17 protein-coding genes are annotated in these 18,951 nt (G+C 73.0%); 10 read left to right on the top strand and 7 right to left on the bottom strand.

Translation table 11 applies throughout. From position 1 onward, the window contains the following. Positions 1–2: 2 nt before the first annotated feature. From ACFY8W_RS33685 to ACFY8W_RS33670, 4 genes are all read right to left on the bottom strand, one after another. Positions 3–467, bottom strand: a complete 465-nt coding sequence (locus ACFY8W_RS33685; RefSeq protein WP_391113724.1) for an NUDIX domain-containing protein — start codon at positions 465–467, stop codon at positions 3–5. A gap of 14 nt (positions 468–481) precedes the next feature. Continuing rightward, entirely contained in the window at positions 482–1,333 is an 852-nt protein-coding gene (locus tag ACFY8W_RS33680; protein ID WP_391113722.1) for an EamA family transporter, read from the bottom strand. Continuing rightward, positions 1,330–1,818 carry a YbaK/EbsC family protein gene (locus ACFY8W_RS33675; RefSeq protein ID WP_391113719.1) on the bottom strand — a complete coding sequence of 163 codons (489 nt, stop codon included), beginning with the start codon at positions 1,816–1,818 and terminating at the stop codon, positions 1,330–1,332. The genes ACFY8W_RS33680 and ACFY8W_RS33675 overlap by 4 nt, the downstream gene beginning before the upstream one ends. Positions 1,819–1,899: 81 nt before the next feature. Next, positions 1,900–3,561, bottom strand: coding sequence for a penicillin-binding transpeptidase domain-containing protein (locus ACFY8W_RS33670; RefSeq protein ID WP_391113716.1), 1,662 nt, complete (start codon positions 3,559–3,561; stop codon positions 1,900–1,902). Positions 3,562–3,746: 185 nt separating this feature from the next. Here ACFY8W_RS33670 and ACFY8W_RS33665 point away from each other — a divergent pair, with 185 nt between their 5' ends. Continuing rightward, positions 3,747–4,055, top strand: coding sequence for an antibiotic biosynthesis monooxygenase (locus ACFY8W_RS33665; RefSeq protein ID WP_391113713.1), 309 nt, complete (start codon positions 3,747–3,749; stop codon positions 4,053–4,055). 15 nt (positions 4,056–4,070) lie between these two features. Here ACFY8W_RS33665 and ACFY8W_RS33660 read toward each other — a convergent pair whose 3' ends face one another. Further along, positions 4,071–5,816, bottom strand: coding sequence for a phospholipid carrier-dependent glycosyltransferase (locus ACFY8W_RS33660; RefSeq protein ID WP_391114212.1), 1,746 nt, complete (start codon positions 5,814–5,816; stop codon positions 4,071–4,073). Between the two features lie 120 nt (positions 5,817–5,936). On the opposite strand from ACFY8W_RS33660, the gene rsmI reads away from it, so the two are divergent. From rsmI to ACFY8W_RS33630, 6 genes are all read left to right on the top strand, one after another. Then, positions 5,937–6,806: a 16S rRNA (cytidine(1402)-2'-O)-methyltransferase gene (gene rsmI, locus ACFY8W_RS33655; RefSeq protein ID WP_391113711.1), complete on the top strand. Its 870-nt coding sequence runs from the start codon at positions 5,937–5,939 to the stop codon at positions 6,804–6,806. A gap of 180 nt (positions 6,807–6,986) precedes the next feature. Continuing rightward, a complete protein-coding gene (locus ACFY8W_RS33650) occupies positions 6,987–7,424 on the top strand; it encodes a hypothetical protein (protein WP_391113708.1) in 438 nt (145 codons plus the stop codon). Between the two features lie 41 nt (positions 7,425–7,465). Next, positions 7,466–8,335, top strand: a complete 870-nt coding sequence (locus ACFY8W_RS33645; protein ID WP_391113706.1) for a TatD family hydrolase — start codon at positions 7,466–7,468, stop codon at positions 8,333–8,335. 138 nt (positions 8,336–8,473) lie between these two features. Beyond that, positions 8,474–9,631, top strand: a complete 1,158-nt coding sequence (locus ACFY8W_RS33640; RefSeq protein WP_391113703.1) for a ubiquitin-like domain-containing protein — start codon at positions 8,474–8,476, stop codon at positions 9,629–9,631. Between the two features lie 40 nt (positions 9,632–9,671). Further along, complete coding sequence (rsmA, locus tag ACFY8W_RS33635; RefSeq protein WP_391113700.1) at positions 9,672–10,556, top strand: 16S rRNA (adenine(1518)-N(6)/adenine(1519)-N(6))-dimethyltransferase RsmA; 885 nt, start codon at positions 9,672–9,674, stop codon at positions 10,554–10,556. After that, positions 10,553–11,449: a 4-(cytidine 5'-diphospho)-2-C-methyl-D-erythritol kinase gene (locus tag ACFY8W_RS33630; RefSeq protein WP_391113698.1), complete on the top strand. Its 897-nt coding sequence runs from the start codon at positions 10,553–10,555 to the stop codon at positions 11,447–11,449. Before rsmA ends, ACFY8W_RS33630 begins: the two co-directional genes overlap by 4 nt. On the opposite strand, the gene ACFY8W_RS33625 is transcribed toward ACFY8W_RS33630, so the two are convergent. Then, on the bottom strand, positions 11,450–12,424 hold the full coding sequence (locus ACFY8W_RS33625; protein ID WP_391113695.1) for an SMP-30/gluconolactonase/LRE family protein: 975 nt from the start codon (positions 12,422–12,424) through the stop codon (positions 11,450–11,452). It lies immediately after the preceding gene. Between the two features lie 227 nt (positions 12,425–12,651). Between ACFY8W_RS33625 and ACFY8W_RS33620 the strand changes: the two genes are divergently transcribed. After that, positions 12,652–13,947, top strand: a complete 1,296-nt coding sequence (locus tag ACFY8W_RS33620; RefSeq protein WP_391113692.1) for an acyltransferase family protein — start codon at positions 12,652–12,654, stop codon at positions 13,945–13,947. 223 nt (positions 13,948–14,170) lie between these two features. Here the strand turns inward: ACFY8W_RS33620 and ACFY8W_RS33615 are convergent, their stop codons facing one another. Beyond that, a complete protein-coding gene (locus ACFY8W_RS33615) occupies positions 14,171–14,875 on the bottom strand; it encodes a TetR/AcrR family transcriptional regulator C-terminal domain-containing protein (RefSeq protein WP_391113689.1) in 705 nt (234 codons plus the stop codon). Positions 14,876–15,201: 326 nt separating this feature from the next. Between ACFY8W_RS33615 and ACFY8W_RS33610 the strand changes: the two genes are divergently transcribed. Together ACFY8W_RS33610 and ACFY8W_RS33605 are read left to right on the top strand one after the other, a co-directional pair. After that, complete coding sequence (locus tag ACFY8W_RS33610; RefSeq protein ID WP_391113688.1) at positions 15,202–17,010, top strand: ATP-binding cassette domain-containing protein; 1,809 nt, start codon at positions 15,202–15,204, stop codon at positions 17,008–17,010. 134 nt (positions 17,011–17,144) lie between these two features. Next, positions 17,145–18,944: a PQQ-binding-like beta-propeller repeat protein gene (locus tag ACFY8W_RS33605; protein ID WP_391113685.1), complete on the top strand. Its 1,800-nt coding sequence runs from the start codon at positions 17,145–17,147 to the stop codon at positions 18,942–18,944. The last annotated feature ends 7 nt before the right edge of the window (positions 18,945–18,951 follow it).

The raw sequence follows: 18,951 nt of genomic DNA, 5'->3' as shown, positions 1-18,951 counted from the left end.
CCCTACCGGACGGCCGACCGGGAGGAGTGCGCCGGCCGGGCGGGACCGAGCAGGCGGAGGGCGTCCGCCGCGGCCGGGGACAGCATGCCGGCTTCCAGCTCCGCGAGCGGCAGCCACCGCACCGCGTCCGTGGCCCCGTCCGCCTCGGCCACCGTGGCCGCTCCGGCCGTCTTCAGCCGGACGGCGTAGAACAGCCCGGTCAGCTGCCAGCGCACCCCGCCCCGCTCGACGTCGTACGTCCGCGCGTCCCACAGCCGGGCCGTCGCCAGTTCCAGCCCGGTCTCCTCGCGCAGTTCGCGGGCCAGCGCCTCCACCGGCTGCTCGCCGGGATCGATGCCGCCGCCCGGCAGGTGCCACAGGCCGGGCGCGAAGACCGGCGACGAGGCCGCCAGCCGGGCCAGCAGCAGGCGGCCGTCGTCCACCACGACGGCATACGCCGAGACCCGGGTCCTCAGGGGTGCGGTCATGTGTCCCTGTCCTCTCAACTCGTGTACAGCATCAGCCCGATGCCCACCACCATCAGGCCCGCCGCGGCGACCCGGGGGCCGCCGAAGCGTTCCTTGAAGAGGAGGGCGCCGATCGCGGCGCCCACGATGATCGAGGACTCGCGGAGGGCCGCGACCGGGGCCAGGGGAGCCTTGGTCTGGGCCCAGAGGACCAGGGCGTAGGCGGCGACGGACAGGGCGGCGCCGAGGAGGCCGCGGGCGGCGTGCGGGCGGAGTTCGGCGGCCAGCCGGCCGCGGCGGCGGTGCAGCGCGTACGCCGGGATGGCCAGGCCCTCCAGGAGCATCAGCCAGGCGATGTAGCCGAGCGAGGTGCCGGAGGCGCGGACGCCGACGCCGTCGACGACCGTGTACGCGGCGATCGACAGTCCGGTCGCCCCGGCGGCCAGCAGCGCCGGCCAGTGCGGGCGCGCGCCCTTGCCGCGGATGCCCCACAAGGCCAGGCCGGTGAGGCCCGCGCTGGCGAGCGCGACGCCCGCGAGCTGCCCGGCGCCGGGGATCTCGCCGACGAAGACCGCGGCGAGCAGGGTCACCACCAGTGGCGCCGTGCCGCGCGCGATCGGGTACATCTGCCCGAAGTCGCCGAGCTCGAAGGACTTCATCAGCAGCGCCTGGTAGGCGACGTGGAGGAGCGCCGAGGCGATCAGGTACGGCCACGCCCCGGTGTCCGGCAGCGGGGTGAGGCACACGCCGACGGCGCCGATGAGGGCGCCGCCGCCGGATATCAGGGTGAAGGACAGCAGCTGGTCGTGGATGCGCGCGGCGATCGCGTTCCAGCTCGCGTGCGTCACCGCGGCGAGCAGCACCGCCGTGGCGACCAGCGGCGTCACGCCGAACGCTCGCGGACGTCCACCAGAGTGCCGCCCGCGTGGGCGACCAGCGACTTCGGGTCCAGCGCGAAGACACTGCGCGGGGTGCCGGCCGCCGCCCACACCACCCGGTGGTCGAGCAGCCCGCGGTCCGCGAGCACCCGGGTCCGGGTGCGGTGCCCGAACGGCGGCACGCCGCCGATCGCGTACCCCGTCGTCTCGCGCACGACCCGCGCGTCGGCGCGCGTCACCGCGTCGGCGCCCAGCTCCTGCCGTACCCGCTCCACGTCCACCCGGGAAGAGCCGTCCATCAGGACGAGCACCGGCACCCCGTCCGCCGCGAAGATCAGCGACTTCACGATCTCCGAGACCTCGCAGCCGATGGCGTCGGCGGCCTGCTGCGCGGTCCGCGTGTCCTCCGGGAAGCTGCGGACCTCGACGTCGAGGCCCAACTCCTGGAGGGCCGCGGCGAACTGGGGATGGGCATCGGCATGTGACGTCGTCATGGCATCGCACGCTAGCGGTACGTGTACGGGACACGCGAGTGGGTTACGGGCCGGGGTGACGGCCCGCCTCCTCCCGCACGCTCAGTCCGCGTTCAGTACCTGGGCCACGAGCGGGCCCGCCGCCGTCGCGCCGTGGCCCGCGCCCTCCACGTAGGCCGCCGCCGCGAGGTCGTCCGCGAACGCCGTGAACCACGAGTCCGAGGTCGCCTGGCCGTCCACCTCCGCCGAGCCGGTCTTCGCGCCCTTGTCGCTGCCGCGCACCGACGCCATCGGGCCGACCGCCGTGCCGTAGCTCGCGGTCGCCGTCAGCCGCATCATGTCGCGCAGCTGCCGGGCCACCGACGCCGGCAGCTTCCGCTCCGCCGTCGCGAAGGTGCGGTCGTCCACGTCGGCGGCGACCAGATACGGCTGCTTGAAGACGCCCGCCTTCGCGGTCGCCGTGATCGAGGCCATGTTCAGCGGGTTCATCTGGACGGTGCCCTGGCCGATGTACTGCGCGGCGGCCTCGCCGCCCGTCGCCTCGGGCACCGAGCCGTCGACCGAACGGATGCCGGTCTTCCACTCCAGGCCGATGCCGAAGACCTCCCTGGCCTCCCGGGCGAGCCCGGAGTCGTCGCCCTCGGTCTCCTTCACGTCGTCGATCTTCTTGATGAAGGCCGTGTTGCAGGAGCGGGCGAAGCTCTTCCCGAAGGTCGCCCCGTTCATCGAGAAGCCGTCGAGGTTCCCGATGGTCCGGCCGTGGTACATGGCGGTCGGCGGGCACTCGGCCGCCTGGTCCGCCTTCACCAGGCCCTTCTCCAGGAGCAGCGCCGCGGTCACGATCTTCATCGTCGAGCCGGGCATCTTCTTGCCCTCGAACGCCGCGTTGAAGCCGTTCGGCGAGCTGTTCGCCACGGCCCGCACCGCGCCCGTCGACGGCTGGACCGCCACCACGGACGCCGTGCCGTGGCGCGCCACCGCCTTCTCGGCCGCCGCCTGGACGTCGGCGTCGATCGTCGTCTCCAGCCTGCCCGGCTCGCCCTTGGCGAGGGTGAGCAGCGTCGTGTCGGGGGCGCCCTCCACGCCGGGGTCGACGAAGACCTCGACGCCCGGTCTGCCGCCCGCCGTCGAGCCGTACCGCTCGCGCAGTTGGGCCAGGACCGGGCCGAGCGAGGGGTACTTCTCTGCCGTCAGGACCCGGCCCTTGCGGTCAACGGCCTGGATCTCGCCCGTCTTCGCCCCGCCGGTGCGGATCGTCGCCGTCTTCGACGTCAGCTTCGGGTGCACCACCGTCGGCTTCCAGTCGACCAGTGCCCGGCCGGTCGTGAGGCCGCGCACCACGGTGAGCTCCGACGTGTACGTCCACGGCTTGGAGACGCCCTCGTACGTGACGGTCGCCTTCACCGTGAACGGCACCGACGTGCCCGATCCCGTGGGCGCTCCGGGGGTGATGGTGACGGCGGAGACCTTGGCCTCCTCCCGGAACCCCGCCAGGGCCGGCCCGGCGTCGACCGGATTGTTCGTCAGCTGCGAGGCCCGGTCGGGCTCGCCGGCGGCCCAGGCCGCCAGGAAGTCCCTGGCGGTCGACGTCACCTCCTCCGAGGTGACCGGCCCGGTCTTCCTCTCGTCGGAGCCGGACATGCCGGTCGTGCCGCCCGAACCGCCGGTGATCCCGTTCCAGAGGTTGTAGCCCCCGTACCCGACCCCGCTCGCCACGACGACGAACACCCCGCCGACGATCGCGACCTTGGCACCACTGCGCATGGCTGCGCCTCCCTCCCCAGGTGTGGCTCTTCGGCAGCCTAAGCGGCAGGAGTGACAGTGGGGACGGTCGTTACCGGAAAGCGACCGGACCGTCGGTTTGCCGCGACGCCGGTCTCCGCGGGCCGCGGCGACCGGCGGGTAGGGGTCTAGCCTGGGAAAAGGGGTTCCTACCGAGGTGGTGTGCCGTGTCCGAGGACAGCAAGTACTGGGCTTCCGGAAACTGGCAGGTCTCCGAGGGCGATGCCGACGAGTTCGTCGACCGCTGGAGGGCCTTCCTCACCTGGACCAAGGAGGCCAACGACGGCTTCCTCTCCGCGCGGCTCATCCGCGATCTGAACGAGCCGCGCCACTTCGTTTCCTTCTCCTCCTGGAGGGACCCGGCGGCGATGAAGGAGTGGCAGAGCAAGCCCGAGTTCGCCGAGCTGATCGGCGCTTGCCGGGCGCTGTGCGACGACATGTCGAGCGGCGGGTACGAGCTGACCGTGGCCGTGTGACGCGTCCCCGCCCCGCTACACCCAGGTGTCCAGCCACATCCTGTTCCGCCACTGGTCCATCGGAATCGCCTGTCCGGTGTACAGGGGCCAGAAGTAGATGAAATTCCAGACGACGAGGAGAACGAGCACTCCCGCGGCCACCGCCCCGAAAGTGCGCCGCCTTTCCGAGGAACCCGCCGGGCCCACGATCGCCCCCAGCATCATCGCCACCGCGAGGCACAGGAACGGGACGAACACCACCGCGTAGAAAAGGAAAATGGTGCGTTCCTGGTAGAGCAGCCACGGCGCCCAGCCGGCCAGGATGCCGCACGCGATCGCCCCGGCGCGCCAGTCGCGGCGGAAGGCCCAGCGCCACAGCACGTACAGGATCGCGAAGCAGGCGGCCCACCACAGCAGCGGGGTGCCGAGGGCCAGGACCTCCTGGGCGCACTTCTCCTTGGCGTCGGCGGGGCAGCCCGCGGTGCCGGGGGCGGGGGACTCGTAGAAGTAGGAGACCGGACGGCCGAGGACGAGCCAGCTCCACGGGTTCGACTCGTAGGTGTGCGGCGAGCTCAGGCCCACGTGGAACTTGTAGACCTCGGTCTCGTAGTGCCACAGGCTGCGCAGCCAGTCCGGCAGCCAGCTCCAGGTCCCGCCGCCGGTCAGCCGGTCCTGCTCGGCGGCCCAGTTGCGGAAGTAGCCCTTGTCCGTGAAGATCCAGCCGGACCAGGAAGCGAGGTAGGTGGCGATGGCCACCGGGACCGTCGACACGAAGGCCGGGACCAGGTCGCGGCGGGCCACCGCCGCGTACGGGCGGACCGCGCCGGCCGTGCGCCGGGCGCCGAGGTCCCACAGCACCGTCATCAGACCGAACGCGGCCATGATGTAGAGGCCGTTCCACTTGGTGCCGGCGGCCAGGCCCAGCATCACGCCGGCCGCGAGCCGCCACGGCCGCCAGCCGAGCCGCAGCGTCTCCGCGATGTCCGCGTCGGGCCGCAGCACACCCTCGTCGTCCACCGGCAGCGCGCCGGCGAGCCGGGCCCGCGCCCGGTCGCGGTCCACGACCAGGCAGCCGAAGGCGGCGAGCACGAAGAACATCAGCACCTGGTCGAGCAGCGCCGTGCGGCTCATCACGAAGTGCAGACCGTCCACGGCGAGCAGCAGGCCCGCCAGGCAGCCCAGGAACGTCGAACGGAACAGCCGCCGGCCGATCCGGCACAGCATCAGCACCGACAGGGTGCCGAGCAGCGCCACCATGAACCGCCAGCCGAAGGGCTCGAAGCCGAAGATCTTCTCGCCGATGCCGATCACCCACTTGCCGACCGGCGGATGGACGACATAGCCCGGCTCCGTCGGGACCAGCACCGAGTTCGGGTCGGCCAGGATCGTCTTGTCGATGTCCTTGGGCCACGCACCCTCGTAGCCCTGGTTGATCAGGGCCCAGGAGTCCTTGGCGTAGTAGGTCTCGTCGAATATCACCGCGTTCGGCTTGCCCAGGTTCCAGAACCGCAGCAGGCCCGCGACCAGCGCGACGAGCAGCGGTCCGCCCCAGGCGGCGAGGCGCCACACCCGGTGGGCGGCCTTCGGGGAGATCCCGAGCAGCGACCACAGCCGCGGCGACGGCCGGGTGTACGGCGGGACGAGCCGCTCCCGCAGCCCGATGGACAGGGACGCCCCCGTCTCGGGCCGGTAACCGAAGCGCCGCAGCCTCCGCTGCCACTCGGAGGTCTCCGCCGCTGCGGGGCCCATGGGAGCCGGAGCCGTGGGGTCCACGGGGGTCATGGGGTCCATGGGATCCATGGGGTGCTGACCCTCCAGGGCCTCGGGTGCGGTTCTGGTCACCGCGCCATCGTAGGGAACGCTCCTGTGCGCGTCGCCTGTCCGGACTGGGAGGATGATCCCGTGACTGGAACGCTGGTACTCGCAGGGACCCCCATCGGCGACATCGCGGACGCTCCGCCGCGGCTCGCCACCGAACTGGAGAACGCGGACATCGTGGCCGCGGAGGACACCCGCAGGCTGCGCGGACTCACCCGCGCGCTCGGCGTCCACACCCAGGGCCGGGTGGTCTCCTACTTCGAGGGCAACGAGTCGGCCCGCACGCCCGAGCTGGTCGAGGCACTGGCCGGCGGCGCACGGGTGCTGCTGGTGACCGACGCGGGCATGCCGTCCGTCTCCGACCCGGGCTACCGCCTGGTCGCCGCCGCCGTCGAGCGGGACATCAAGGTCACCGCCGTGCCCGGCCCGTCCGCCGTGCTCACCGCGCTCGCCCTGTCCGGGCTGCCCGTGGACCGCTTCTGCTTCGAGGGCTTCCTGCCGAGGAAGGCCGGCGAGCGGCTGTCCCGGCTCCGCGAGGTCGCGGAGGAGCGCCGCACCCTCGTCTACTTCGAGGCCCCGCACCGGCTCGACGACACCCTCGCCGCGATGGCCGAGGTCTTCGGCGCGGACCGCCGGGCCGCCGTGTGCCGGGAGCTGACCAAGACCTACGAGGAGGTCAGGCGCGGCCCGGTCGGCGAGCTCGCGGAGTGGGCGAAGGAAGGCGTACGGGGCGAGATCACCGTGGTCGTCGAGGGCGCCCCGGAGACCGGGCCCGCCGAGCTCGACGCGGCGGAGCTGGTGCGCAGGGTGCGGGTGCGCGAGGAGGCGGGGGAGCGGCGCAAGGAGGCCATCGCTGCGGTCGCCGCGGAGGCCGGTGTTCCCAAGCGCGAGGTGTTCGATGCCGTCGTGGCGGCAAAGAACGCGGAGGGTCCCGGCACAGGAAAAGCGCCGTAGGTCCGCGTAGGCCCCGTAAACGGTAAAGGACTAATCTGAAAGGCAAAGCGGAAACCCGGCGGCGGGCCCGCTCGAAGGCCTTTGGGGCAAGGAAACGCCAAATGGCGTCCATGGTTTCTCCGGCGCTGATGCGCTCCGGCCCGAAAAGGCGTCCACTGGGTTCAGTGGAGAGGAGCTGGAATGAGCGAGATCACCGGCACCGGCACCGGAACGCCCGTCGCCCACGAGGCGTACGCCTTCGCCTGCATGAGATGCGGCTACGGCTGGGAGCAGGCGTACGAGATAGAGCACCACGTGGACGCGCGTGGGCACGAATACGTCGTGTACAAGGCGGACGGGGCTCGCGTCCCGTCGCCGCTGTCCCGGCCGACCTGCATGAACTGCGGCAGCCACGTCGTCCGGATCATGCGGGCGGGCCAGGTGTCGTCGGTGCTCGACATGGTGGCCGCGACCGAGCACCACAGCCGCGGGGCCAAGGCGACGAAGCCGGTGTCCATCGCCGGACCCATCGGCCAGGAAATCACGGAGGACATCCCCGTCGCGGGTGAGGAGCCGCCGCCGGTACCGCACCACTGGCACCTCTCCGACCTGCTGCACCCCTTCCGCTCCCGGCGGTAATCCTTCGCGGCGGAACTCATGGCCCTCGTACGATCGGGGCCATGAGTTCCAAGGACGCCCCGCCGCCGCTGCCCGAGCCCCTGCTGGTCCCGGTCGCGGACTCGCACACCCATCTCGACATGCAGTCCGGCACCGTCGAGGAGGCCCTCACCAAGGCCGCCGCCGTCGGCGTCACGACGGTCGTCCAGGTCGGCTGCGACATCAAGGGCTCCCAGTGGGCCGCCGAGACCGCCGCCGCGCACGAGCACGTGCACGCGGCCGTCGCCCTGCACCCGAACGAGGCCCCCCGGATCGTCCTGGGCGACCCGGACGGCTGGTCCCGCCAGGGCGCCCGCGAGGCGGGCGGCGACGCGGCCCTCGACGACGCGCTGGCCGAGATCGACCGGCTCGCCGCCCTGCCGCACGTCCTCGGCGTCGGCGAGACCGGCCTCGACTACTTCCGCACGGGCCCCGAGGGCATGGCCGCGCAGGAGCGTTCCTTCCGCGCCCACATCGAGATCGCCAAGCGCCACGGCAAGGCCCTGGTCATCCACGACCGCGAGGCCCACGCCGACGTGCTGCGGGTCCTCGACGAGGAGGGCGCGCCCGAGCGGACCGTCTTCCACTGCTACTCCGGCGACGCCGAGATGGCCGAGATCTGCGCGGCCAAGGGCTACTACATGTCCTTCGCCGGCAACGTGACCTTCAAGAACGCCCAGCCGCTGCGCGACGCCCTCGCCGTCGCCCCGCTGGAGCTGGTCCTGGTCGAGACCGACGCGCCGTTCCTCACGCCCGCACCCTTCCGCGGCCGGCCCAACGCCCCTTACCTGATCCCGGTGACCGTCCGGGCGATGGCCGCGGTCCGCGGGATCACGGAGGAGGAGCTGGCCGAGGCGGTCGCGACGAACACGGCGCGCGCCTTCGACTACTGATCATGGAAGGGCGACCAGCGGCCGCCGACCGACCACCTGCCACCGGCCCGAACGGCTGATCACCGATCCATAACGGTTACGGAAGGTAGTCGCGCCGTTTTGGAGAGTGATCGCCCTCGGGGCTAGGGTCCCGGCCTCGTGAGCACTTCGCATCGATCCGGGTCCCGCCGGGCCGCCCGGCGCCGCAAGGCGACCCCGCCCGCCGTCGAGGGCCTGCGGCGCATCGTCCCGCAGGCCCTGGTCGTGGCGTTCCTCGCGGGCGGCACCAGCGCCTTCGTCGCCAACGACAAGGCCGTCAGACTGTCGGTCGACGGCGTGCCGCGCACCCTGCACACCTTCGCCGACGACGTCGAGGAGCTGCTCGCCGACGAGGGCCTGGCGGTCGGCGAGCACGACATCGTCGCGCCCGCCCCCGGCGCCGCCCTCGACAGCGGCGACGAGATCGTCGTCCGGTACGGCCGCCCCGTCGCCCTCACGCTCGACGGCCGGCGCCGCCAGGTGTGGACCACCGCCCGCACCGTCGACGGCGCGCTGCGCCAGCTCGGGGTGCGCGCCGAGGGCGCCTACCTCTCGGTCTCCCGCTCGGCGCCCATCTCCCGGCAGGGCCTCGCCCTCGACGTCCGTACCGAGCGGGCCGTCACCCTTCTGGCCGACGGCCGGGAGCGGACGGTGCGCACCAACGCGGCCACCGTCCGCGAGGCCGTCGAGGAGGCCGGGATCACCCTCACCGGCCAGGACACCACCTCCGTGCCGCTCGGCTCCTTCCCGCGCGACGGCCAGACGATCACCGTCCTGCGGATCACCGGCACCCAGGAGATCCGCGAGGAGCCCGTGCCGTTCGCCGTCGAGCGGACCACCGACCCGGAGCTCTTCGCGGGCACCGAGGTCGTCGAACGGCAGGGCGTGCCGGGCGTCCGCCGGGTCACGTACACCCTGCGGACGGTCAACGGCGTCCGGCAGAAGCCGCGCCGGGTCCGCGAGGAGACCGTCCGGGAGCCCGTCGCCCAGCGCGTCCGGGTCGGCACCCGCCCGCTGCCCAGCTCCGTCGCCGGCGCCGACGGCCTGGACTGGGGCGCGCTGGCCGCCTGCGAGTCCGGCGGCCGGCCGAACGCCGTCGACCCGTCCGGCACCTACGGCGGGCTCTACCAGTTCGACCCCGGCACCTGGCGCTCCCTCGGCGGCAGCGGCGTGGCCCAGAACGCGCCCGCCGCCGAGCAGACCTTCCGGGCGAAGAAGCTGTACGTGCAGCGGGGCGCGAGCCCGTGGCCGCACTGCGGCCGGCGGCTGTACGGGTGAGCCGTCGGCCGGGCGTACGGGCGCCCCGTAGGCTGTACCGGTGAGCACCACCACCGGACCCGACGGTCCCGACGCCCTCCTCGGCCCCGCAGACATCCGCGAGCTTGCCGCCGCCCTCGGCGTGCGCCCGACCAAGCAGAAGGGCCAGAACTTCGTCATCGACGCGAACACGGTCCGGCGGATCGTCCGTACGGCCGAGGTGCGCCCCGACGACGTGGTCGTGGAGGTGGGCCCCGGCCTCGGCTCCCTCACCCTCGCGCTCCTGGAGGCCGCGGACCGGGTGACGGCCGTCGAGATCGACGACGTCCTCGCCGCCGCCCTGCCGTCGACGATCGCCGCGCGCATGCCGCAGCGGAAGGACCGCTTCGCGCTGGTCCACTCCGACGCCATGCACGTCCAGGAACTGCCGGGCCCGCCGCCGACCGCGCTCGTCGCCAACCTGCCGTACAACGTCGCCGTGCCGGTGCTGCTGCACATGCTGGACCGCTTCCCGACCATCGAGCGGACCCTCGTCATGGTGCAGGCCGAGGTCGCCGACCGGCTCGCCGCCCGGCCGGGCAACAAGGTCTACGGGGTTCCCTCCGTGAAGGCCAACTGGTACGCGGAGGTCAAGCGGGCCGGCGCCATCGGCCGCAACGTCTTCTGGCCCGCGCCCAACGTCGACTCCGGACTCGTGTCCCTGGTGCGGCGCACCGAGCCGCTGAAGACCACCGCGACGAAGGCCGAGGTCTTCGCGGTCGTCGACGCGGCCTTCGCGCAGCGCCGCAAGACCCTGCGCGCGGCCCTCGCCGGCTGGGCGGGCTCGCCCGCCGCCGCCGAGGCGGCCCTGGTCGCGGCCGGGATCTCGCCGCAGGCGCGCGGCGAGGCACTGACGGTGGAGGAGTTCGCGCGGATCGCCGAGAACAAGCCGGAGGCCCAGCAGTGAGCGTGACCGTACGGGTCCCCGCCAAGGTCAACGTCCAGCTCGCGGTCGGCGGCGCCCGGCCCGACGGCTTCCACGACCTGGCGAACGTCTTCCTCGCCGTGTCCCTGTACGACGAGGTCACCGCCACGCCCGCCGGGACGCTGACGGTCACCTGCGAGGGCCCCGACGCCGACAAGGTGCCGCTCGACCGCACCAACCTGGCCGCGCGGGCCGCCGAACTGCTCGCCGCCCGGCACGGCATCGAGCCCGACGTGCACCTGCACATCGCCAAGGACATCCCCGTCGCGGGCGGCATGGCCGGCGGCAGCGCCGACGGCGCGGGCGCGCTGCTCGCCTGCGACGCGCTGTGGGGTCTGAACTCCTCGCGCGCCGAACTCCTGGAGATCTGCGCCGAGCTGGGCAGCGACGTGCCGTTCAGCCTCGTCGGCGGCGCCGCCCTCGGCGTCGGCCGCGGCGAGCGGCTGACCGGGCTGCCGGTCGGCGGCGCCTTCCACTGGGTGTTCGCGGTCGCCGACGGCGGTCTTTCGACGCCGGCGGTGTACGGCGAGTTCGACCGCCTCAACGAGGGCGTGGCCGTGCCCGAACCGGTCGCCTCCCCGGTGCTTCTCGACGCCCTGCGCACGGGCGACACCGCGGCCCTCGCGGGCGCCCTCGCCAACGACCTCCAGCCGGCCGCGCTGTCGCTGCGGCCCTCGCTGGCCGCGACGCTGGCGGCGGGCACGGACGCGGGCGCGCTGGCCGCTCTGGTCTCCGGCTCGGGCCCGACCACCGCGTTCCTGGTGAAGGACGCCGAGTCCGCCGAGTCGGTCGCCGCCGCGCTCGTCGCTTCCGGCACCTGCCGGACGGCACGCGCGGCGACCTCCCCGGCGGCCGGGGCGACCCTGCTGGGCTGACTACAGCTTGTTCTTGGAGATCTTGGCCAGGAGCAGGTTCGGGTCCGGGTCCGTCTGGGTGAAGAAGGCCGAGCTGTTCACGTAGACCGTCTTCGCGTGCACCGCGACGGAGGTCGGGCCGTCGAGCCCGTCCGCCTGGGTGAGCACGGTCTTGTGGGTGCCGTCGGGGCGGACGAGCTCCACCTTGTGGTCCATGATGAGCGCGGCCAGGACCGTGTCGCCGTGCCCGGTGAACGCGAAGTCGTCGATGAACGTGAGCCCGGTCGCCTTGGTCTCGATCGGGCCCGCGGCGCGGTCGGGCTCGGGGCCGACCGGGATGCGCAGCAGCGTTCCCCTGGCGGTGTTGGACACCCAGACGGCACCGTTGTGGAACTTGAGGCCGTTGGCCGCGAATGGGACCTCCGGGGTGGGTTCGAGCTCGGTGCCGGTCGCCCAGACCGTGGGCTCGCCGCCGGTCACCGGCAGGCTCCACACCTGGCCGAGGATCGTGTCGGCGGCGTAGAGGGTGCCGCACTCCTCGTCGAGGGCGAGCCCGTTGGGGAAGGCGTTCGCGGGGAAGCCGAAGCCGATCTGCTCCGGCTCGCCGCCGGGCGCGATGCGCCAGATGCCGGTCTTGTCGGTACCGGTGGCGTAGGTGACGTACAGGGTGCCGTCCTTGGCGCGGGCGATGCCGAGGGCGACGGGACCACCGACGGGCGTCGTTCCGCCCGGCACCTCCGGGAGGGTGGCGATGACCTCCGTGGTGCCGTCCTTGGCGACGCGGGCGACCTGGTGGGCGAAGGCCCAGGTGATGTCGGCGGAGCCGTCGGGTTCGAGGGCGATGTTCTCCGCCTGCTGACCGGCGGCGAAGTCGAAGTGGGCGACGACGCGCGGGTCCGTGACGGTCGGGTCGCCGGCGGACGCGGGTCCGGCGGCGAGCACGCTGAGCGCGGCGCCTGCCGCGGCGACGGCGGCGAGGCGGGTGGTGCGGCGCATGGGTCTCTCCTTGTGGGGGGTCACCCCGTGGGGTGCGACTGCAGACGAACATGACGGACCGCCGCCCCGACCGCTCGGGAGCCCGGGCCGCGGGGTCGCCCGCGCGGCGGACCACCGCCCTCCATCCGCACTCATGGGCGTCCCGTACCCGCGCTCGTCCGTACTCACGGGCGAGTTGAGTATCCGAGCGCTGACGGAGCCCCGGCCCGGACCGGCACCGTGCCCGTATGGGAATCAGTGCGCGTGACCTCGCTGCCGCGACCCCGGCGACCCGCGACCGCTACGTCGACCTGCTCCGGGTCGCCTCGCTCGCCGTCGTCGTCCTCGGCCACTGGCTGATGGCCGCCGTCACGCCCGACGGGCAGGTGGGCAACCTGCTCGCGGTGGTGCCCGGGCTGCAGGTCCTCACCTGGGCGCTCCAGGTGATGCCGGTCTTCTTCTTCGTCGGCGGGTTCTCGCACGCCCTCGCCCACCGCTCGCGCCCGCGGTACGCGGAGTTCCTGCGGGCCCGGCTGCAGCGGCTGCTGCGGCCGACGATGGTCTTCATCGGGGCGTGGGGCGCGCTCGCGCTGGTCCTGCAACTCCTCGGCGCGGACGGCGGACTGACCGGGGTCGCGCTGCGGCTCGTCACCCAGCCGCTGTGGTTCATCGGCATCTACCTCGCGATGGTCGCCTTCACGCCGCCGCTCCTGAGGCTCCACGAGCGGTACGGCTGGGGCGCCTTCGCCGGGCTCGTGGCGGGCGCGGTGGCGGTGGACGTGCTGCGGTTCGCGGCGGGGGTGCCGTACGTGGAGTTCCTGAACTTCGCGCTCGTCTGGCTGGCGGTCCACCAGCTCGGCTTCCTGCGCGCGGACGGCATGATCCGCCGCCCGGCGCTGCTCGCGGGCGCGGGCCTGCTCGGTGCCGCCGCGCTCGTCGCCCTCGGGCCGTACCCGCTGTCCATGGTCGGCATGCCCGGCGAGAAGGTCTCCAACATGGCCCCGCCGACGCTGGCCCTGCTCTGCCACGGCCTGTGGCTGGTGGGCGCGGTCGAGCTCCTGAAGGGTCCGGGCGCCCGCTTCACGGCCCGGGCGCGGGTGTGGCGCGGGGTCGTCGCCGCGAACGGGATCGGGATGACCGCGTTCCTGTGGCACCTGACGGCGATGCTCGGCGTCTACGGGGCGCTGCTCGCCCTCGGCGTGCGGCTGCCGGAGCCGGCGACGGCGGCGTGGTGGGCGCAGGTCCCGCTGCGGCTCGCGGCGGCGGCGCTGCTGACCGCGCTGCTGGTCGCCGTGTTCCGCCGCTTCGAGCACCCGGTCCCGCCCGGACCGGCGACCGCCGCGGGCGGCCCGCTCGCGGCCCTCGGCATCACGCTGGCCCTGCTGGGAGTCCTCGGCCTGTCGATGACGGGCTTCGGCGGCCTCCTGGAGGGCCACACGGCCACCCTGATCGCCGTCCGCGTGACGGCCCCGGCCGCCGTGGCGATGGCCCTGGCGGGCTGGTTCCTGGTGGAACGCGCGGGCCGTGCCCGGACGCGGCCCTAGTAGGTCCTGGCGTCGAACTCCGCCTGCCCCGCGACGCCGTGCACGCGCTCTTGCCGCACCGGGCGCAAGCCCGAGTACGTCCCGTACGAGGCCTTGCGTCCGTTACGCCGAGAGCACGCACCTGACGCCGCAGTGCCGCCCTCCGGGCGACGACGGGAGTCCGACGCGACAGGACCCAGGGCGCGTCTTCAGGATCCTGCCGGGGTCCCGGCGTCCGGCCCGATCAGGAGGACTCGCCCTGAGGCGCGTCCGTACCGCTCGCCGCGAGACGGGTCTCGAAGCCGTCGAGGACGGAGGCGAGTCCGAATTCGAAGGCGTTGTCGGGGCCCGCGGTGTACCCGGCCGCGGCGGCGTCGCCGAGGCGGTCGCGGAGGCGGGGGAAGGCCATGGCGACCTCGGTGGCCGCCGCCATCGTGTCGGCCAGTTCCTTCTCCGGGTCGCCGCTCTTGCCCAGCCGGCGGGTCAGCGAGACCTGCGCGGCGGCGCCCAGCGCGCTGCCGAGGACGTAGACGAAGACGGTGGCCGCGGCCCGGTCGGCGTCCGCGGGGGCGAAGCCGGCCTTCTCGTACAGGGCGAGGCTGTGGTCGTCGTGCCGGGACTTGCCGGGGCCGTACAGCAGGTGGCTGCCGAAGGCCTGGCCGAGCCACGGGTGCCGGGTGAGCATCGCGTGCATGCTCCCGGCCATGGCGGCGGCGGCCTGGCGCCAGCCCATCGCGTCGAGGTCGGGCAGCTCGACCTCGCTCCAGACCGCGTCGCCGGCGAGCCGCACGAGCTCGTCCTTGGTCTTGATGTGCCAGTACACGGCCGTCGCGGCGGTGCCGAGCCGCGCGCCCAGGCTGCGCATGTTGAGGCCGTCGAGGCCCTCGTCGTCGAGCAGCTCGATCGCCGCGCGGACGATCTGGTCGGGGGTCAGAGTGTTTCGCGCCATGCCCGGGACTTTACTTGAACTTAGTGCAGGGGCGGGTCCCGCTGTCGCGCTCGGTTCGAGGTCATGGGCTTCCTGTCCGGCGACGGCGACGAGTACGTCCTCACCGAGGGCACCCTCGCGGGCCCACGAGGCTTCTTCACCCGCGACGCCGGCGGCCGGGCCACCGGGGCCCACCTGGGCGGCCGCCCCTTCGGTCCGGCGACCGGCCGGCCTCTCGGACGACGGGCCGGCCGCCGGGGCGCAGGGCCGGCCGCCCGCGCGCCCCGGCCGCCCGGCCGGTGGACGTACCCTTGGACGTCGATCGCATGCCCCGCCACAGGAGTGAAATGGCCGTCAACCTGGTCAATGTCGAGTCCGTCAGCAAGGTGTACGGCACCCGTGCGCTGCTCGACGGGGTCTCGCTCGGCGTCTCCGAAGGGGACCGGATCGGCGTCGTCGGGCGGAACGGCGACGGCAAGACCACCCTCATCCGCATGCTCGCCAGGCTGGAGGAGGCCGACTCCGGCCGCGTCACGCACAGCGGCGGCCTGCGGCTCGGGGTGCTCACGCAGCACGACTCCCTCGACCCGACGGCGACCATCCGGCACGAGGTCATCGGTGTCATGGCCGACCACGAGTGGGCCGGCAGCGCCAAGATCCGCGACGTGCTCACCGGGCTCTTCGGCGGGCTCGACCTGCCCGGCTTCGAGAAGGGCCTCGACACCGTCATCGGGCCGCTCTCCGGCGGCGAGCGGCGGCGCATCGCGCTCGCCAAGCTGCTCATCGAGGACCAGGACCTGATCGTCCTCGACGAGCCCACCAACCACCTCGACGTCGAGGGCATCGCCTGGCTCGCCGGGCACCTGCGCGAGCGCCGCTCCGCACTCGTCTGCGTCACCCACGACCGCTGGTTCCTCGACCAGGTCTGCACCCGCATGTGGGACGTGCAGCGCGGCTCCGTCTACGAGTACGAGGGCGGCTACTCCGACTACGTCTTCGCCCGCGCCGAGCGCGAGCGGATCGCCGCCACCGAGGAGGTGAAGCGGCAGAACCTGGTCCGCAAGGAGCTGGCCTGGCTGCGCCGCGGCGCGCCCGCCCGGACGTCGAAGCCGCGCTTCCGCATCGAGGCCGCGAACGCCCTCATCGCGGACGTCCCGGAGCCCCGCGACACCAGCGAGCTGATGAAGTTCGCCAACGCCCGGCTCGGCAAGACCGTGTTCGACCTGGAGGACGTGACCGTCACCGCCGGGCCGAAGACGCTGCTCAAGCACCTCACCTGGCAGCTCGGGCCCGGCGACCGCATCGGCCTGGTCGGTGTCAACGGCGCCGGCAAGACCTCGCTCCTCCGGGCGCTCGCCGACGCCGCCGTCACCGAGGGCGACATCCAGCCCGCCGCCGGCCGCGTCGTCGTCGGCAAGACCGTGCGGCTCGCGTACCTCTCGCAGGACGTCACCGAACTCCCCGCCCAGCTCCGCGTCCTGGAGGCCGTGCAGCAGATCCGCGACCGGGTCGACCTCGGCAAGGGCCGCGAGATGACCGCCGGTCAGCTGTGCGAGCAGTTCGGCTTCGGCAAGGAGAAGCAGTGGACGCCCGTCGGTGACCTGTCCGGTGGCGAGCGGCGGCGGCTCCAGCTGCTGCGGCTCCTCATGGACGAGCCCAACGTGCTCTTCCTCGACGAGCCGACCAACGACCTCGACATCGAGACCCTGACCCAGCTGGAGGACCTGCTCGACGGCTGGCCCGGCTCGATGGTCGTCATCTCCCACGACCGGTTCTTCATCGAGCGCACCACCGACCGCACCCTCGCGCTGCTCGGCGACCAGACGCTGCGGATGCTGCCCCGCGGCATCGACGAGTACCTGGAGCGGCGGCAGAAGATGATCGAGGCCGCCGCCCCGGCGCCCGCCGCGCCCGCCGCCGACCGGCAGAAGCCGGGCGTGTCGGCCGCCGACGCGCGCGCCGCGAAGAAGGAGCTGCAGAAGGTCGAGCGACAGCTCGACAAGATCTCCGACAAGGAGAGCAAGCTGCACACCCAGATCGCCGAAAACGCCACGGACTTCGAGAAGGTGGCCAAACTGGACGCCGAGCTCCGGGAACTCGCAGGTGAACGCGAGGAGTTGGAGATGCGGTGGCTGGAGCTCGCCGAGGACGCGTAGAGATGTCGTAGAGGACGCGTAACGGAGGCATCACGGGCCGGTCCTCCCTTGGGAACAAGGGACGGACCGGTCACTTTTGCGCCATCCGGTGAGTGGTAGAAAGAAAACCCGCTCACATCAAGGGGGAAGCGCTGATGACCCAGCCGCCCAGCAACCAGCCGCCGGGAGGCTTCGGCGCGCCGGACCCGAACCCCGGGGCCAACGTCCCGCCGATGCCTCCGCAGGCGCCGCCGGCTCCGCCCGTACCGCCGCAGGCACCGCCGGCCGCTCCGCCGTCGCCGCACCAGGCGCCGCCCGCGCAGCCCGGCCCGTACGGCTACCCGCAGCAGGCGCCCCAGCAGCCGGGCCCCTACGGGTACCCGCAGCAGGCCCCGCAGCAGCCGGGCCCGTACGGCTATCCGCAGCAGCCGGGCCCCTACGGGCAGCAGCCCGGCCCGTACGGTTCCTACCCGACGACCCCGATGCCGCCGGCCCCCGGGGGCGGCGGCAGGAACCCGTTCAAGGGCAAGCCGGGTCTGGTCATCGGCGCGGCCGTCGCGGCGGCGCTCGTCATCGGCCTCGGCACCTGGTTCGCGGTCGGCGGCGACGACGAGAAGGAGCCGGTCGCCCAGCCGACCAACTCCGCCACCACCGGCCCGAAGCCGACCGCGTCCGTCGACAAGGGCGACGGCAGCGGCGACGGCGAGAACGGCGGCCCCGAGGACCTCAACGCCGGCCGCAAGGACGGCGAGGCGAAGATCAGCTGGCTGCTCAAGAACGACGTCGACCTGCCGCGCAACGGCGCCGACGTCTACGGCCCGTGGATCGTCGGCGACACCGTCGTCAAGGCCATGTACAAGGGCATCGACGGCTACAGCCTCGCCGACGGCTCCCCCAAGTGGCACATCGACGTGCCCAACGAGCTGTGCGCCGCCCCGCCGGCGCCGTCCGCGAACGGCCTCATGGTCTTCGGCTACAAGGACAGCGCGGGCGACCGCGCCAAGTGCCTGGAGATGCAGCAGGTCGACCTCAACACCGGCAAGGCGGGCTGGAAGAAGTCCATCCCCAAGCCGACCGGCCTCTTCGCCTTCTCCGACAACACCCTCGCCATCGGCGGCAACACGGTGACCGCGTCGGGCTCCAGCTCCGCCTACGGCTTCTCGCTCACCGACGGCAAGCAGATCTTCACCGGCCCCACCAGCGGCTGCAAGCCCTACGCGTACGCGGGCGGCAGCAGCAAGCTGATCGCCGCCTCCAAGTGCCCCTCCGGCGACGTGAGCAAGGAGCAGCACGAGATCAGCGAGGTCGACCCCAGCACGGGCAAGGCCAAGTGGAGCTTCAAGCTGCAGGCGACCTGGGAGGTCGACAAGGTCTACTCCGTGGACCCGCTGGTCGTCTCCGCCACCCAGCGCGAGCAGAAGAAGTGGGCGATCTTCTCGCTCACGGCCGCCGGCAAGGAGCGCTCGCAGATCCAGGGCGGCAGCGACAAGTTCGCCCCGCGCTGCGGCGGCACCTTCGTCATCTTCGGCAAGAACCTCCAGGGCTGCACCGGCGTCGCCGCCGACCAGAACACCTTCTACATGGCGACCGACACCGAGTACGGCACGCCCAACGAGGTCATCGCCTACGACCTCAACACCGGCAAGCCCAAGTGGCGTTCCAAGGCGCCCGGTGAGCAGACCATGACGCCGCTGCGCATGGAGGGCTCCGAGGTGCTGCTCTACGTCGAGCCGCGCTACGACACGGGCGGCGCGGTCGCGACCCTCGCCCCGACGGGCGGCGCGCCGAAGACGCTGCTCCAGCACCAGGCCGCGGTCTCGTCGCTGGAGAGCTCCTTCTACTCCGCCCGGTACGCGTACTCCGACGGCTCGTTCGTGATCGCGGCCGGCCGGGTCTCCGCCTCCAACGACAAGGCGGAGAAGGAGACCAAGACGATGATGGCGTACGGCAAGTGACCCGCAC

This window comes from Streptomyces sp. NPDC012637, assembly GCF_042954805.1.
In the GTDB taxonomy this organism is placed as follows: Bacteria; Actinomycetota; Actinomycetes; order Streptomycetales; family Streptomycetaceae; genus Streptomyces.
This window is presented reverse-complemented; position numbering and strand designations above follow the sequence as displayed.